Raw genomic sequence first — 16783 nt, 5'->3', positions numbered from 1 at the left:
GTGCGCTTTTTCCGGTTGACGCGGCGTGCCAGCCTGTTAAGCTCGACCGGATGTCCCGATGGCTCCCCACCCTCCTCCTGGCGATCAGCCTGCCCGCCTTTGCGGCGCCGGGTCCCGGTGAGGACGACATGGGCCGGCTGCTGTCCGAACGCGGCCTGCTGGGGCGCATCGAGCAGGTCGGCGTCAACGTCAAGGACCGCGCCTCCGACCTGGTGGTCAACGCCATGGGCTTCCTGGGCGTGCCCTACCGCCGCGGCGGCGTCTCCGAGGACACCGGCTTCGACTGCAGCGGCTTCGTCCGCGCCCTCTACGAGCAGACCATGGGCATGGTGCTGCCCCGCCGCGCCAACGAGCAGGCCGCCGCGACCGAGGTCATCGACAAGAAGGAGCTCAAGCCCGGCGACCTGGTCTTCTTCAACACCATGCGCCGCGCCTTCAGCCACGTCGGCATCTACGTGGGCAACGGCAAGTTCATCCATGCGCCCAAGCCCGGCGCCGAGGTCCGTGTCGAGGACATGTCCGGCAGCTACTGGGTGCGCCGCTTCGACGGCGCCCGCCGTGTCCTCACCGGCGGCTCCGCCGAGGCCCCGCCGGCCAAGCCCGCCAAGCCCCTGGCGTCGCCCTGAGACCCGGCTTCGGTAGCGGCCGCCCTCGGCGGCCATGAAAAAAGGCGGCCTGCGGGCCGCCTTTTTCGTTGCGGCCTCGCCGCCTTACTTGCGCGCCGGGGGCACGTCCGTGCAGGTGCCGTGCGCCACCTCCGCCGCCATGCCGATGCTCTCACCCAGCGTGGGGTGCGGGTGGATGGTCTTGCCGATGTCCACCTCGTCGGCGCCCATCTCGATGGCCAGGGCCACCTCGCCGATCATGTCGCCGGCGTGCGTACCCACGATGCCGCCGCCCAGGATGCGGCCGGACTCCTTGTCGAACAGCAGCTTGGTGAAGCCCTCGTCGCGGCCGTTGGCGATGGCGCGGCCGGAGGCCGCCCAGGGGAACAGGCCCTTCTTGACCGCGATGCCCTGCGCCTTGGCCTGGTCCTCGGTGAGGCCCACCCAGGCCACCTCGGGGTCCGTGTAGGCCACGGAGGGAATCACGCGGGCGTCGAAGAAAGCCTTCTCGCCGGCCGCCACTTCCGCCGCCACGTGCGCCTCATGCACCGCCTTGTGCGCCAGCATCGGCTGACCCACGATGTCGCCGATGGCGAAGATGTGCGGCACGTTGGTGCGCATCTGCACGTCCACGGGAATGAAGCCGCGCTCGTTCACCGCGATGCCCGCCTTCTCGGCGCCGATCTTGCGGCCGTTGGGCGTGCGGCCCACGGCCTGCAGCACCAGGTCGTACAGTTGCGGCTCCTTGGGCGCGTTCTCGCCCTCGAAGCGCACCAGGATGCCGTCCTGCGTCGCTTCCGCGCCGACGGTCTTGGTCTTGAGCATGACGTTGTCGAAGCGCGGCGCGTTCATCTTCTGCCACACCTTGACCAGGTCGCGATCCGCGCCCTGCATCAGGCCGTCCATCATCTCCACCACGTCCAGGCGCGTGCCCAGCGTCGAGGAGTACACCGTGCCCATCTCCAGGCCGATGATGCCGCCGCCCAGCACCAGCATGCGCTTGGGCGAGGAGGCCAGCGCCAGTGCGCCGGTGGAGTCCACCACGCGCGGGTCGTCCGGCATGAAGGGCAGGCGCACGGCCTGCGAGCCGGCGGCGATGATGGCCTGCTTGAACTTGATGGTCTGGGTCTTGCCCGTCTTCTCCTGGCCGTCACCGGTGGTCTCCTCGACCTGCAGGTGGAACGGATCGATGAACGAGCCGTAGCCGCGCACCACGGTGACCTTGCGCATCTTGGCCATCGCGGCCAGGCCGCCGGTCAGCTTGGAGACCACCTTGCCCTTGTGCGCGCGCAGCTTGTCGATGTCCACCGTCGGCTTGCCGAAGCTCACGCCCAGCGACTCGAAATGCGAGACCTCGTCCATCACCGCGGCCACGTGCAGCAGCGCCTTGGAGGGAATGCAGCCCACGTTCAGGCACACGCCGCCCAGGGTGGCGTAGCGCTCGACGAGGACCACCTTCATGCCCAGATCGGCAGCACGGAAGGCGGCGGAATAACCGCCGGGGCCGCCGCCGAGGACCAGCATCTCGCACTCGAGGTCGGCGCCACCGGCGTAGCTGGCAGCGGGGGCGGCAGCCACGGCGGGAACCGGCGCGGCCGCAGCGGGAGCAGCCGCAGGCGCTGCCGGCGCGGCCGCAGGCGCGGAAGCTCCGGCGCCCTCCTCGGCCTCCACCACCAGCACCACCGAGCCCTCGGCCACCTTGTCGCCGAGCTTGACCTTCAGCTCCTTCACCACGCCCGCATGGCTGGACGGGATCTCCATCGAGGCCTTGTCGCTCTCCACGGTGATGAGGGACTGCTCCTTCTTGATCACGTCGCCGGGCTGGACCAGCAACTCGATGACCGCGACTTCGGAGAAATCGCCGATGTCCGGCACCTTGACTTCAACCCGACTCATTTATTGGTTTCCTTGGTTTTCACGGTGAATACGTCCCACGGGCCGGCCGAATTGCGGTCGAACTCGCAGCCGGCGGCGATGCCGGCCTCGGCCACTTCCTTGGCCGACCTGGCTTTGCCGTAGATGGCATGCATGGCGCCCAGCGCGAAGCTGCGGCCGGAGCCGATGCCCCAGAACTCCTTGAACTCGAAGACCTCGCGATAGCTGTAGAGCCCGTAGATGCCCGAGGCGTTGGCGATGACCACGCTGAACTGGCTGGACTCGTAGGGATCGCTGTCTTCCTCCTTGGTCTGGAGGAAGAAGTTGTCCTTGAGGTAGGGGTGCAGCTTGGTGAAGGTGTCGAAGACCTCGTCCTTGCTGCTCAGTTGCAGGATCTCCCGCGGCATGCCGGCCAGTGCCTTGCGCAGCACCGGGAAGTGGGCCACCGTGCCGGCCATGCCGATGTAGCTCGGCCCGGCCTCGGTGTCGACGCGGAAGATCTTGGTGTTCTCCTCGTACCGGTGGGCCAGCCGCGTGTCGCCGAAGGTCACCAGCGTGTCCGCCGCAATGGCGACCTGGCCGGCTTTCCTGGCGACGACGACGGTGGTCATGGCACGAGGTCAGGGGCGGCGCGTCAGAGCAGCACGCGGCGGAAGTCCGCCAGGATCTGCCCCAGGTAGGCGTTGAAGCGGGCCGCGGCCGCGCCGTCGATGACGCGGTGGTCCCACGACAGCGACAGCGGCAGCATGAGGCGCGGCTGGAACGCCTTGCCGTCCCACACCGGTTCCATCTGGCTTTTGCACACACCGAGGATAGCGACTTCGGGCGCGTTGATGATCGGCGTGAAGTAACGGCCGCCGATGCCGCCGAGCGACGAAATCGTGAAGCTCGCGCCCTGCATGTCGGCCGGGGCGATCTTGCCCTCGCGCGCCTTCTTGGCGAGCTCGCCCATCTCCTGGCTGATCTGCAGCACGCCCTTCTTGTCGGCGTCCTTGATGACGGGCACCACCAGGCCGTTGGGCGTGTCGGCGGCGAAGCCGATGTGGTAGTACTGCTTGTAGACGAGGCTGTCGCCGTCCAGCGAGCTGTTGAACTCGGGGAACTTCTTCAGCGCGGCGACGCAGGCCTTGATCAGGAAGGCCAGCATGGTCACCTTGACGCCGCTCTTCTCGTTCTCCTTGTTGGTGGAGACGCGGAAGGCCTCGAGCTCGGTGATGTCGGCATCGTCGTGGTTGGTGACGTGCGGGATCATCACCCAGTTGCGGTGCAGGTTGGCGCCCGAGATCTTCTTGATCCGGCCCATTTCCTTGCGCTCCACCGGGCCGAACTTGGTGAAGTCGACCTTCGGCCAGGGCAGCAGGCCCAGGGCCTCGCCGCTGCCGCCGCCGGCGGGGGCCTTGGCGGCCGCGGCCTTGGTGAAGGTCTCGCCCTTCATGACGGACTTGGTGAAGGACTGGACGTCCTCCTGGGTGATGCGGCCCTTCTGGCCGGTGCCCTTGACCTCTTCCAGCGGCACGCCCAGCTCGCGGGCGAACTTGCGCACGGAGGGCGAGGCGTGGGGCAGCGCGCCGGTGGGCGTGCCCGGCTGGTGCGGGGGCAGCGAGGCGGTGGGCGCGACACGCTCGGCGGGCGCGGAGGCCACGGCCGCGGCGGGCGCAACCGCGGCGGCCGCCGGTGCGGGCGCGGCAGGCGCCGGGGCGGCGCCTGCGCCACCGGACACGCCCTCCAGCACGGCGATCAGGTCACCGATGTTGATCTTGTCGCCCAGCTTGACCTTGAGCTCCTCGAGGGTGCCGGCGGCCGGCGACGGGATCTCCATCGAGGCCTTGTCGGACTCGACGGTGATGAGGGACTGCTCCTTCTTCACCGCCTCGCCCGGCTGGACCAGCAGCTCGATCACGGCCACGTCCTTGAAGTCGCCGATGTCGGGCACGCGCACGTCCACCGGGCCGGCGGCGGCCGGGGCCGCGGCGGGCGCAGGCGCAGGCTCGGGAGCGGCGGGCGCGGGGGCCGGGGCCGCCGCAGCGGGTGCCGGCGCGGCAGCGGCGCCGCTTTCCAGCACCAGCACCACCGAACCCTGCTTGACCTTGTCGCCGAGCTTGACCTTCAGCTCCCGGACCACGCCACCGGCGGACGAGGGGATCTCCATCGAGGCCTTGTCGGACTCGACGGTGATGAGGGACTGCTCGGGCTTGACGGTGTCACCCGGCTTCACCAGAAGCTCGATGACAGCGACTTCGTCGAAGTCCCCGATGTCGGGGACCTGCACTTCGATCAACGCCATGTGTCGTTCTCCGTTTTCTTCTTTCTGCGTGGGCGATCAGGCGTAGAGCGGATTCACGCGATCGGTCTTGATGCCGTACTTGGCGATGGCCTCGGCCACCTTCGCGACGGGCACGGCGCCCTCCTCGCTCAGTGCCTTCAGGGCGGCCACGACGATGTAATGGCGGTTCACCTCGAAGTGCTCGCGCAGCTTGCTGCGGAAGTCGCTGCGGCCGTAGCCGTCGGTGCCCAGCACCTTGTAGTTGCGGCCCTTGGGCATGAACGGGCGGATCTGGTCGGTGTAGGCCTTGATGTAGTCGGTCGAGGCGATCACCGGGCCGGCATGCTTCTCGAGCTGCTGCGCCACATAGGGCACCCGCGGCGTCTCGGTGGGATGCAGCAGGTTCCAGCGGTCGCAGTCCTGGCCGTCACGGGCCAGTTCGTTGAAGCTGGGGCAGCTCCAGACGCTGGCGGACACGCCCCACTCCTTCTCGAGCAGATCCTGGGCGGCCAGGGACTCACGCAGGATGGTGCCGGAACCGAGCAGCTGCACCGTCGGGGCCTTGGCCAGGGCCGCACCCGGCTTGAACAGGTACATGCCCTTGATGATCCCTTCCTCGGTGCCGGGCTGCAGGCCGGGCATGGGGTAGTTCTCGTTCAGCAGGGTGATGTAGTAGTAGACGTTCTCCTGCTTCTCCACCATGCGCTTGAGGCCGTGCTGCATGATCACCGCCACTTCGTGGGCGAAGGTCGGGTCGTAGGAGACGCAGTTGGGGATGGTGCCGGCCAGGATGTGGCTGTGGCCGTCCTCGTGCTGCAGGCCCTCGCCGTTCAGCGTGGTCCGGCCGGAGGTGCCGCCCAGCAGGAAGCCGCGCGCCTGCATGTCGCCAGCCGCCCAGCACAGGTCGCCCACGCGCTGCAGGCCGAACATCGAGTAGTAGATGTAGAACGGCACCATGATGCGGTTGTTCGTCGAGTACGACGTCGCAGCCGCGATCCAGCTGGCCATGCCGCCGGCTTCGTTGATGCCTTCCTGCAGGATCTGGCCGGACTGGTCTTCCTTGTAGTAGGAAACCTGGTCGCGGTCCTGCGGGGTGTACTGCTGGCCGGCAGGGTTGTAGATGCCGATCTGGCGGAACAGGCCTTCCATGCCGAAGGTGCGGGCCTCGTCGACCAGGATGGGCACGGCGCGGGGGCCGAGCTCCTTGTCACGCAGCAGCGCGTTCAGGAAGCGCACGTAGGCCTGGGTCGTGGAAATCTCGCGGCCCTCGGGCGTGGGCTCGAGCACGGCCTTGAAGGCTTCCAGCGGGGGCACGTTGAGCTGTTCGTCGGCCTTGGCGCGGCGCGCGGGCAGGTAGCCGCCGAGGGCCTTGCGGCGCTCGTGCAGGTACTGCATCTCCGGGGTGTTCTCTTCCGGCTTGTAGAACGGGATCTCGGCCAGCTTGTCGTCCGGGATCGGGATGTTGAAGCGGTCGCGGAAGGCCTTGATGTCCTCGTCGGACAGCTTCTTGGCCTGGTGGGCGATGTTGCGCGCCTCGCCGGCCTTGCCCATGCCGAAGCCCTTGACGGTCTTGATCAGCAGGACGGTGGGCTGGCCCTGGTGGTTCACGGCCTTGTCGTAGGCGGCGTACACCTTCTGCGGGTCATGGCCGCCGCGGTTGAGGCGCCAGATGTCCTCGTCGGACATGTGGGAGACCATCTCCAGCAGCTTGGGATGCTTGCCGAAGAAGTTCTTGCGAACGAACGCGCCGTCGTTGGCCTTCATGGCCTGGTAGTCGCCGTCCAGCGTGTCCATCATGACCTTGCGCAGGATGCCGTCCTTGTCGCGGGCCAGCAGCGGGTCCCAGTAGGAGCCCCAGATCAGCTTGATCACGTTCCAGCCGGCACCGCGGAACTCGCCTTCGAGTTCCTGGATGATCTTGCCGTTGCCGCGCACCGGACCGTCAAGGCGCTGCAGGTTGCAGTTCACGACGAAGATCAGGTTGTCCAGCTTCTCGCGGGCGGCCACGCCGATGGCGCCCAGGCTTTCCACCTCGTCCATCTCGCCGTCACCCAGGAAGGCCCAGACCTTGCGGCCGGAGGTGTCGGCGATGCCGCGGGCGTGCAGGTACTTCAGGAAGCGCGCCTGGTAGATCGCCATCAGCGGGCCCAGGCCCATGGACACCGTGGGGAACTGCCAGAACTCCGGCATCAGCTTGGGGTGCGGGTAGGAGGACAGGCCCTTGCCGTCCACTTCCTGGCGGAAGTTGAGCAGCTGCTCCTCGGAGATGCGGCCTTCCAGGAAGGCGCGGGCATACACGCCGGGGGCGCTGTGGCCCTGGATGTACAGGCAGTCGCCGCCCTTGTCGCCCTGCTCGGCTTTCCAGAAATGGTTGAAGCCGGCGCCGAACATGGTGGCCAGCGAGGCGAAGGAGCTGATGTGGCCGCCCAGGTCGCCGCCGTCCTCGGGGTTCAGGCGGTTGGCCTTGACCACCATGGCCATGGCGTTCCAGCGCATGTAGGCGCGCAGGCGCTCCTCGATCTCGAGGTTGCCGGGGCAGCGGGCCTCGTCCTGCGGCTCGATGGTGTTGACATAGGCGGTGGTCGCGGAGAACGGCATGTCGATGCCGGACTGGCGGGCCTGTTCGAGCAGCTGCTCGAGGAGGAAGTGGCCGCGCTCACGGCCTTCGGTCGCGATGACGGCCTGCAGCGCGTCAATCCATTCGCGGGTTTCCTGAGAGTCCGCGTCGTTCGCGGCCGATCCGAACAGATTGTCGGGCTGTGCAGACATGAGAGCTGTCTCCTCGAAGGGAAGTGAATTTAGTACGGTGGGCTTGTGGCCGGACGCGAGTGTGTCACATTTTGCGCGCATTTCAAAATACGGCGACCCATTTCATATTGCAATATTTCTGTTGCGCCGCATCAATTCATGAGGCTGCCAGTCCCCACCCCTGCGCCGCCTACACTCCAAGCCATGCAGGACTCGGTGCTCCCTTCGGAATCGCAGGATACGGTGCCGCCCGCGCCTTGGATGCGGCGCTGGTGGCGGCGCCAGTCCGCCAGTCGCCAGGACCGCCTGGCCATGCTCGCCCCGCTGATCGCGGTGGTGCTGTTCCTCGCGGCCATCGCCGCCTCCTTCAGCTACCTGCGGATGGAGGAGGAGGAACGCGAACTGGAGGCCGTCAAGCGCGACGTGGAGTACGCGCAGCAGCGCGTGCGCCTGCGCCTGCTCGAGCGACAGGAACAGCTGATGCGCATCGCCCGCGACATCGGCAACCGCGAGGTCGACGCCGAGGAGTTCGTCGGCCGCGCCGAGTCGCTGGTGGTGCAGTACCCGGAACTGCAGTCCCTGACCTGGATCGACGAGCGCCGGCGCATCCGAGCGGCCTACATCGGCCCCACGGTCAGCAGCCAGCAGATGCGGGTCGCCGGCGACTACCTGCGCTCCGGCGAAACCGAGTCCAACTTCAGCCTGGCGCGCGACCTCAAGCAGCCGGTGTACTCCCAGCCCGTGGCCGGTGGAGACGGCAGCGCCCTGCTCCAGCTGCACGTGCCGCTGGCGGACCAGGGCCGCTTCGCCGGCGTGATCCTGGGCGAGTACTCGATCGACAGCCTCCTGCGCTACGCCGTCCCCACCGAAGTCTCGGCCCGCTACGCGGTGGCCCTCCTGGATGGCAACGACCAGGTGCTGGCCGGCACCTCGGTGCCGCGCCGCAACCGGGCCACGCAGCTGCTGCCCTGGAACCGCCCGACCAACGAGTACGAGGTGCCCGTCTCGCCCGTGGGCAACGGCCTCATGATCCGCGCCCAGACCTGGCGGACCTCGCAGGGGGTCATCGGCTCCGGCCTGTTCTGGCTGGTCGGCACGCTGTCGGTGATGACGGCCTGGATGCTGATCGCCAACTGGCGCCACACCCGCCGGCGCCTGCAGGCGCAGCGCGCGCTGCAGCTCGAGACCAACTTCCGCCGCGCGATGGAGAACTCCATGCTCACGGGCATGCGGGCGCTGGACATGAGCGGGCGCATCACCTACGTGAACCACGCGTTCTGCACCATGACCGGGTGGAGCGAGGCCGAACTCGTGGGCCGCATGCCGCCCTTCCCCTACTGGCCCGACGACGACCGCGACCTGCTCACCGCACGCCTGGACGACGAGATCAACGGGCGCAGCACCCCCGGCGGCTTCCAGGTGCGGGTCAAGCGCAAGGACGGCATCCTGTTCGACGCGCGCATGTATGTCTCGCCCCTGATCGACGGCCAGGGCCGCCAGACCGGGTGGATGACATCCATGACCGACATCACCGAGCCCAATCGCATCCGCGAGCAGCTGCAGGCCTCGCACGAGCGCTTCACCACCGTGCTGGAGGCGCTGGATGCGTCGGTATCGGTCGCGCCCCTGGGCAGCGAGGAGCTGCTGTTCGCGAACAAGATGTACCGGCAGTGGTTCGGCACCCGCACCGTGGGGCACCTGGGCATGGTCGCCCAGGCCGGCATGCCCACGCAGCCCTCCAGCGACGAGTCGCAGGACGAGGCCGATCCCTTCGTGGGCCTGCCCACCGACCAGCTCGAGTCGGCCCAGGCCGGCAACGCGGAGATCTTCGTGCCCGAGCTGGGGAAATGGCTCGAGGTGCGCTCCCGCTACCTGAACTGGGTCGACGGCCGCCTCGCGCAGATGGTCATCGCCACCGACATCACCGCACGCCGCGACGCCGAGGAGCAGGCCGCCATGCAGGCCGAGCGCGCCCAGTCGGCCAGCCGCCTGATCACCATGGGCGAGATGGCCTCCAGCGTGGCCCACGAACTGAACCAGCCGCTCACCGCGATCAGCAACTACTGCAACGGCATGGTCTCGCGCATCAAGGGTCGCCAGATCAGCGAGGAAGACCTGCTCGCAGCCCTGGAAAAGACCTCGCGCCAGGCCCAGCGCGCCGGCCAGATCATCCAGCGCATTCGCAGCTTCGTGAAGCGAAGCGAGCCCAATCGGACGCTGTCCGACGTGGCTCCCATGGTCACCGAGGCGGTGGAACTGGTGGAAATCGACCTGCGCCGGCGCAACGTGCGGCTGTCGCACTATGTCGCAGCGCGCCTGCCGCGCCTGCTGGTGGACCCGATCCTGATCGAGCAGGTGCTGGTCAACCTGCTGAAGAACGCCGCTGAATCCATCGACCTCGCGCAGCGGCCCGGGGGCCAGCGCCAGGTCGAACTGCGCGTGGTGCCCAAGGCTTCGGAGGGCCTGGACGGCGTCGAATTCACCGTGCGCGACTCGGGCCGCGGCCTCGCGCCGGAGGTGATGGACCGCCTGTTCGAGGCGTTCTTCTCCACCAAGGCCGAAGGCATGGGTATCGGCCTCAACCTGTGCCGCACCATCGTCGAGTCGCACCAGGGAAGGATGCAGGCGCAGAACATCTACAATGGGCCGGATGTTGCCGGCTGCGTGTTTTCCTTCTGGATTCCCGTTTCCGGCGTGATCCAGAACACGAGAGACGACAACGCGGGGGTGACAGCATGAGCCTGATTCCCAAAAGGGGCACGGTGTATGTGGTGGACGACGACGAAGCCGTTCGCGACTCCGTTCAATGGCTGCTCGAGGGCAAGGACTACCGGGTCCGCTGCTTCGACTCGGCGGAATCCTTCCTTTCCCGCTACGACCCGCGCGAGGTCGCCTGCCTGATCGTCGACATCCGCATGGGCGGCATGACCGGCCTGGAACTGCAGGACAAGCTACTCGAGCGCAAGTCCCCCCTGCCGATCGTCTTCATCACCGGCCACGGCGACGTGCCCATGGCCGTCAACACCATGAAGAAGGGCGCGCTGGACTTCATCCAGAAGCCGTTCAAGGAAGAAGAACTCCTGAACCTGGTCGAGCGCATGCTCGAACATGCCAAGGCTTCCTTCGCCGAATACCAGAGCGCCGCCAGCCGCGACGCCCTCCTGGCCAAGCTCACCTCGCGCGAGGCGCAGGTCCTCGAGCGCATCGTCGCCGGTCGCCTGAACAAGCAGATCGCCGACGACCTGGGCATCAGCATCAAGACGGTGGAAGCGCACCGCGCCAACATCATGGAAAAGCTCAACGCCAACACCGTGGCCGACCTGCTCAAGATCGCCCTCGGACAGACCCCGCCCAAGGCCTGACCGCCCGCCCCCTGCCACCCCCGCACGCCCGCATCCGCGGGCGGCTTCATTTCCAGACTGCCCCATGACCGCCCAACTGATCGACGGCAACGCCCTGTCCAAGCAAATCCGCGCCGAAGTGGCGCACCGCACCGCGGCCCTCAAGGCGCGTGGCGTGCAGCCGCAGTTGAACATCATCCTGGTCGGCGACGACCCGGCCAGCCAGGTCTACACGAAGCACAAGGTCAACGACAGCACCGAGACCGGCCTGGGCGCCACCCTGGAGCGCTACCCCGCCGACATGGCCGAGGAAGCCCTGCTGGCCCGCATCCGCGAGCTCAACGCCGACCCCAAGGTGCATGGCATCCTGGTGCAGCTGCCGCTGCCCCGGCACATGGACTCGCACAAGGTGATCGAGACCATCTCCCCGGCCAAGGATGTCGACGGCTTCCACGTGGCCAGCGCCGGCGCACTGATGGTGGGCCAGCCGGGCTTCTGGCCCTGCACCCCCTACGGCTGCATGAAGATGCTGGAGTCCATCGGCTATGACCTGAAAGGCAAGCATGCGGTGGTGATCGGCCGCAGCAACATCGTGGGCAAGCCGATGGCCCTGATGCTCCTGCAGAAGAATGCCACGGTGACCATCACCCACAGCGCCACGAAGGACCTCGCCGCCATGACCCGCCAGGCGGATGTGATCGTTGCCGCCGTCGGCAAGCGCAATGTGCTGACGGCCGACATGGTCAAGCCCGGCGCCGTGGTGATCGACGTGGGCATGAACCGCAACGACGAAGGCAAGCTGTGCGGCGACGTCGACTTCGACGGCGTGCGCCAGGTGGCCTCCTGGATCACCCCGGTGCCGGGCGGTGTCGGCCCCATGACCCGCGCCATGCTGCTGGTCAACACGCTCGAGGCCGCCGAGCGCGCCAGCGCCTGAGGCTTGCAGCGCGCGCCCGATCGCAACGATCGGGCGAATCAATCGCTCCCCGGCCTTGAGGTCGCGCCGACTGGCGCAAAATGGCCGGCATGAGCAACCCCCTTCTCGACTTCACCGACCTCCCGCTGTTCGACCGCATCCGCCCCGAGCACGTGGCGCCCGCGGTGGACCAGCTCCTGGCGGAGTGCGACCAGGCCCTGGAGGCCGTCGTCGCCCCCGCCTTCCCCGCCGAGTGGAAGGCCCTGGCCAGCACCCTGGACGTGGCGACCGAGCGCATGGGCCGCGCCTGGGGCGCGGTCAGCCACCTCAACGCCGTCGCCGACACGCCCGAGCTGCGCGCCGCCTACAACGCCGCCCTGCCCCGCGTCACCGATTTCTGGACCCGCCTGGGCAGCGACGAGCGCCTGTACGCCAAGTACAAGGCCATCGACCCCGCCACGCTGGACCCCGAGCAGCGCCAGGCCCACAGGAACGCGATCCGCAACTTCGTCCTCGGCGGCGCCGAGCTGGCCGGCGCGGCCAAGGAGCGTTTCGCGAAGATCCAGGAACGCCAGGCCGAACTGGCCCAGAAATTCAGCGAGAACGCGCTGGACGCCACCGACGGCTTCACCCACTACGCCAGCCAGGACGAACTCGACGGCGTGCCGCAGGACGTGGTGAACGCCGCGCGCGCCGCGGCCGAGGCCGAGGGCAAGGACGGCTTCAAGCTCACGCTCAAGATGCCGTGCTACCTGCCGGTGATGCAGTTCGCCCGCCACCGCGGCCTGCGCGAGACGATGTACCGCGCCTATGTCACCCGCGCCAGCGACCAGGCGCCCGAGGCGCTGCGCAAGTTCGACAACACCGCCCTGATCCGCGAGATCCTGGCGCTGCGCCAGGAGGAGGCCCAACTCCTGGGCTACCGCAACTTCGCCGCGGTCTCGCTGGTGCCGAAGATGGCGCAGTCGCCGCAACAGGTCATCGACTTCCTGCGCGAGCTCGCGGCCAAGGCGCGGCCCTACGCCGAGAAGGACCTGGCCGACATGCGCGAGTTCGCCGCCCGTGAGCTGGGCCTGCAGGACCCGCAGCCCTGGGACTGGCCCTTCATCGCCGAGAAGCTCAAGGAGGCGCGCTACGCCTTCAGCGAGCAGGAGGTGAAGCAGTACTTCACCGCGCCCAAGGTGCTGGCCGGCCTGTTCAAGATCGTCGAGACGCTGTTCGAGGTGGCGCTTCACCGGGACAGCGCGCCGGTGTGGCAGGAGGGCGTGGAGTTCTACCGCATCGAGCGGGCCGGCCAGCTCGTCGGCCAGTTCTACCTGGACCCGGCGGCGCGCGCGGGCAAGCGCGGTGGCGCCTGGATGGACGACGTGCGCGCCCGCTGGCTGCGCCCGGACGACGGCCGCCTGCAGACCCCCGTCGCCCACATGGTCTGCAACTTCGCCGACGGCGTCGGCGGCAAGCCGCCGCTGCTGACGCACGACGACGTGATCACCCTGTTCCACGAATCGGGCCACGCGCTGCACCACCTGCTCACGCGGGTCAACGAGCGTGATGTCTCGGGCATCAGCGGCGTCGAATGGGATGCGGTGGAACTTCCCAGCCAGTTCATGGAGAACTTCTGCTGGGAGTGGAGCGTGCTGCGGCACATGACGGCCCATGTGGACACCGGCGAGCCGCTGCCGCGCGCCCTCTTCGACAAGATGCTGGCCGCGCGCAACTTCCAGAGCGGCCTGCAGACGCTGCGCCAGATCGAGTTCGCGCTGTTCGACATGCTGCTGCACGCCGAGCACGACCCGAAGGACGACTTCATGCCGCTGCTGAAGGCCGTACGGGACGAGGTCGCCGTGATCCAGCCGCCGGCCTTCAGCCGCACGGCCCACACCTTCAGCCACATCTTCGCGGGCGGCTACGCGGCGGGCTACTACAGCTACAAGTGGGCCGAGGTGCTCTCCGCCGACGCCTACGCCGCGTTCGAGGAAACCATGGACACCGAGGGCCACCCGAGTCTGGAGACCGGCCGGCGCTATCGCCAGGAGATCCTCGAGGCGGGCGGCAGCCGGCCGGCGATGGAGTCGTTCAAGGCGTTCCGGGGGCGCGAGCCGACGCTGGATGCACTTCTGAGGCACCAGGGCATGGCCTGAGGGCCGGAACCGGCTTGCCGACCCGGGTTACGCAGGAGGCTCATCCCAGAGCCCCTGCGCATGACACTGCCCCTCACCCGTTTCACCCAGCTCGCGCTTGGCGCATCCCCGGCATTCGAGGGGTGCGCGATACGGCTCGACGGCGACCAACCCACCTTGCGACCGGCCCAGCCCCCTGCGGGACGCTGGGCCCGATTCATCGCGTGGTTCACGGCCTCCCCGGAGAGAAAGGCTCTCGTCGGCTTCCGCCGGAGCCTTGCGTCAGCCTTCGGTGATCAGATCGCTCGGGATGCCACCCGGCCGCTTCGCCATGCCAGCGCCCTGCGGGTCCAGGACCTTCGAACCGCGATCGAAGCGGCACGGGCACTGAAAGAGCGTGACCTGGTCGACCGAGTGGCGCCCGCACTCCTGGCACAGCGTTCCCCCGGACTGCCCGCCGCTTGTAGTGCCCTGGTCCTGGCCCTGGTGGCCTCCAGCCAGCACCTGGTCGGCCCGACGGGAGAACATGACGTGGACGCACGCGTGAAAGATTCGCTGGCGATCCTGAAGCGCCTGAGCCTCGACAGCGGGATCTCGATGCACTCGCTCGAACCGATCGCCAGCTTCGCCCTGAGGGGGCGAACGGGCCCGGAGGCTCTGGCGCTCGCTCAGCAGCTTATCGCGCCTACCGCTGACCGGCATCTCCTCGACGCCCAGGGAATCGTCCAGGGGACCCTGGCGCACGAGGGACTGAGGCCAGGCTACGCTCCCGACCGGCTACTCGCCACGCCGGCCCCTTTCAGCAACGTCCCCCTGGGCGACTGGATGCTGGACGGCATCCAGAACTCGAAGGTCATCGACATCGCTGTCGATGAGGACCCGCCCAGGGTGGTCCGCATCGCGCAACGCACGAACCGGGATGCCGGCGCGTCGGAACTGGTAGTGGGCGGCCAGCGCTGGGGGATCGTCAGGAATGAAGACAAGCCCGCCGCTGAACGCGCGTTCGCCATCGGGCTGCGCGACGCATTCCCCCCGGGTGAACAGGGCGATGCCATGGCCCTGGCCGTCAGCCGGTGCATGAACCAGGACGCATTGAACACCTTCGTCCCCGGCAGCCTGGCCCAGGCCTTCGGCACGGAGTTCCCCCCCCTCCTGAGCACTTACTCCGTACGCGCCTTCGAAGCGCGCCCCGGGCTCAACGCCAGCTGGCTCGTCGACGCCGCCTATGCCGTCGAATTCAGCTCCGGCGACGATCCCGATGGCCGCCGCCCAGCCATGTACGGGCTCTTCCGCGTCCAGTACCGCATCGAGCCTGCGGCCGCAGGGGCGCCACGGATCTCGATCGCCTTCGCCGACGTGGCGCTCTCGAACTGAGACGCGGGGGGAACGCTCAGGTGCCTCGCGTTACCGACGGGGCAGCCCGGCGCTCGAAACGGGCCTCGTTCCAAGGAGTACCCTGATGCAGTCCGCCTGTGCCGACACCCCGCATTCCCCCGCCAGCGGCCCCCGAACGGTCTGGCAAACCCCAGGGGGCTGCCCCCTGTGCCCGCCGCCTTCGGCGACGCGCATTCTCGTCAGCAAGGCTCGCCGGGCCGGCCTGCGTTGGCGCAGGGTACTGACCCGCCTGGCCGAAAGCTGCAGCCTCCAGCTGCTGCGAGCGCCCCGCTGACACGAGCCACCCAAGGAGCCCCCATGGACAACCGCCAACTCGCCGACAAGCTGATCGCCAACTTCGGCACCCTCCTCACCCTCCCCGACCTGAAGCTGGACGAGAAGACCAGCAGCTGCGTCCTGCTGTTCGACGGGGACATCGTCCTGAACATCGAGTTCGACGGGGCCTCCGGCCAGATGATCCTGTCCGTCTACCTCGACGAACTGCCCGCCGACCAGGCCGAACCCGCGCTGCGCGAGCTGATGGTGGCCAACCTGTACTGGCACCGCACCGATGGCGCCACCCTGGGCCTGGAGGAAGCCACCAACGGCGTCATCATGGCGCAGGCCCGCAGCGTCTCCGACCTGGACGACGCCTCGTTCGAGAAGTTCGTGGAAACCTTCGTCAACCAGTCCGAGCGCTGGAAGAAGCGGCTGGCGGCGCTGCGCAGCGGCCAGCCCATGCCGGGCAACGGCAGCGGCCACCCCGCCGGCGTGTTCTCGCCGCCGCACGACGGACCCCACATCTTCGGCTGACGCCCGGCCCCTGCCGATCGAAGCCCGCCTCCGGCGGGCTTCGTCATTCAGGCGCTCAGTAGGTGAGCGTCTTCACGCCGGCCGACGTACCCAGCAGGCACACCGCGGCCTTCTGGTGGGCGAAAACGCCCACGGTCACCACGCCGGGCCACTGGTTCACCTCGGACTCGAAGGCCAGCGGGTCGCGGATCGACAGGCCGGTCACGTCGAGGATGTGCTGGCCGTTGTCGGTCACCAGCGGCGCGCCGTCCTTCATGCGGACCTTGGCCGTGCCACCCATCGCAGCGAACTGGCGGGTGATGCGTGCGGCGGCCATCGGGATCACTTCGACCGGCAGCGGGAAGCGGCCCAGGGCCTCGACCAGCTTGGACTCGTCGGCGATGCACACGAAGCGGCGCGACTGGGCCGCGACGATCTTCTCGCGCGTGAGCGCAGCGCCGCCGCCCTTGACCATGTGGCCATTCGGGTCGATCTCGTCGGCGCCGTCGATGTAGACGGACAGCTCGCCCACCTCGTTCGCGTCGAACACCGGGATGCCCAGGGCGCGCAGGCGCTCGGTGGAGGCCACCGAGCTGGAGACCGCGCCGGGAATGCGGTCCTTCATCGTCGCCAGGGCGTCGATGAACTTGTTGACGGTGGAGCCGGTGCCCACGCCGACGATTTCGCCGGGCACCACGTACTGCAAAGCGGCCTGGCCGACCAGCGCCTTCAATTCATCCTGAGTCACG

Annotated in this window: 12 protein-coding genes; 7 read left to right on the top strand and 5 right to left on the bottom strand. The window is 68.2% G+C overall.

Annotation, left to right across the window (positions count from 1 at the left end; translation table 11 throughout):
* Window positions 1–50: 50 nt before the first annotated feature.
* On the top strand, window positions 51–626 hold the full coding sequence (locus tag ACT80S_RS06145; protein ID WP_377413968.1) for a C40 family peptidase: 576 nt from the start codon (window positions 51–53) through the stop codon (window positions 624–626).
* Window positions 627–710: 84 nt separating this feature from the next.
* Here ACT80S_RS06145 and lpdA read toward each other — a convergent pair whose 3' ends face one another.
* From lpdA to aceE, 4 genes are read right to left on the bottom strand one after another with little or no spacing between them, the layout of a single operon-like run.
* A complete protein-coding gene (lpdA, locus tag ACT80S_RS06140; protein WP_377413966.1) occupies window positions 711–2501 on the bottom strand; it encodes a dihydrolipoyl dehydrogenase in 1791 nt (596 codons plus the stop codon).
* Window positions 2498–3091 (bottom strand): MFS transporter, encoded by a 594-nt coding sequence (locus tag ACT80S_RS06135; RefSeq protein ID WP_377413964.1) that lies wholly within the window; start codon window positions 3089–3091, stop codon window positions 2498–2500. The genes lpdA and ACT80S_RS06135 overlap by 4 nt, the downstream gene beginning before the upstream one ends.
* A 23-nt stretch (window positions 3092–3114) precedes the next feature.
* Window positions 3115–4764 (bottom strand): dihydrolipoyllysine-residue acetyltransferase, encoded by a 1650-nt coding sequence (gene aceF, locus ACT80S_RS06130; RefSeq protein WP_377413961.1) that lies wholly within the window; start codon window positions 4762–4764, stop codon window positions 3115–3117.
* A gap of 36 nt (window positions 4765–4800) precedes the next feature.
* Window positions 4801–7512 carry a pyruvate dehydrogenase (acetyl-transferring), homodimeric type gene (gene aceE / locus ACT80S_RS06125; protein WP_377413959.1) on the bottom strand — a complete coding sequence of 904 codons (2712 nt, stop codon included), beginning with the start codon at window positions 7510–7512 and terminating at the stop codon, window positions 4801–4803.
* 183 nt (window positions 7513–7695) lie between these two features.
* Between aceE and ACT80S_RS06120 the strand changes: the two genes are divergently transcribed.
* From ACT80S_RS06120 to ACT80S_RS06095, 6 genes are all read left to right on the top strand, one after another.
* Entirely contained in the window at window positions 7696–10230 is a 2535-nt protein-coding gene (locus ACT80S_RS06120; RefSeq protein WP_377413957.1) for a PAS domain S-box protein, read from the top strand.
* A complete protein-coding gene (locus ACT80S_RS06115; RefSeq protein ID WP_377413954.1) occupies window positions 10227–10853 on the top strand; it encodes a response regulator transcription factor in 627 nt (208 codons plus the stop codon). The genes ACT80S_RS06120 and ACT80S_RS06115 overlap by 4 nt, the downstream gene beginning before the upstream one ends.
* A 64-nt stretch (window positions 10854–10917) precedes the next feature.
* Window positions 10918–11769 (top strand): bifunctional methylenetetrahydrofolate dehydrogenase/methenyltetrahydrofolate cyclohydrolase FolD, encoded by an 852-nt coding sequence (gene folD, locus ACT80S_RS06110; protein WP_377413951.1) that lies wholly within the window; start codon window positions 10918–10920, stop codon window positions 11767–11769.
* 89 nt (window positions 11770–11858) lie between these two features.
* Complete coding sequence (locus ACT80S_RS06105; protein WP_377413948.1) at window positions 11859–13889, top strand: M3 family metallopeptidase; 2031 nt, start codon at window positions 11859–11861, stop codon at window positions 13887–13889.
* Window positions 13890–13949: 60 nt separating this feature from the next.
* Complete coding sequence (locus ACT80S_RS06100) at window positions 13950–15242, top strand: hypothetical protein (RefSeq protein WP_377413946.1); 1293 nt, start codon at window positions 13950–13952, stop codon at window positions 15240–15242.
* Window positions 15243–15560: 318 nt separating this feature from the next.
* Window positions 15561–16055: a type III secretion system chaperone gene (locus tag ACT80S_RS06095; RefSeq protein ID WP_377413944.1), complete on the top strand. Its 495-nt coding sequence runs from the start codon at window positions 15561–15563 to the stop codon at window positions 16053–16055.
* Window positions 16056–16110: 55 nt separating this feature from the next.
* Here ACT80S_RS06095 and rpiA read toward each other — a convergent pair whose 3' ends face one another.
* Complete coding sequence (rpiA, locus tag ACT80S_RS06090) at window positions 16111–16782, bottom strand: ribose-5-phosphate isomerase RpiA (RefSeq protein WP_377413942.1); 672 nt, start codon at window positions 16780–16782, stop codon at window positions 16111–16113.
* Window position 16783 lies beyond the last annotated feature (1 nt).

This window comes from Ramlibacter sp. MAHUQ-53, from assembly GCF_052600055.1.
The sequence above is the reverse complement of the archived record's forward strand: the minus strand, read 5'-3'. Positions and strand labels throughout refer to the sequence as shown.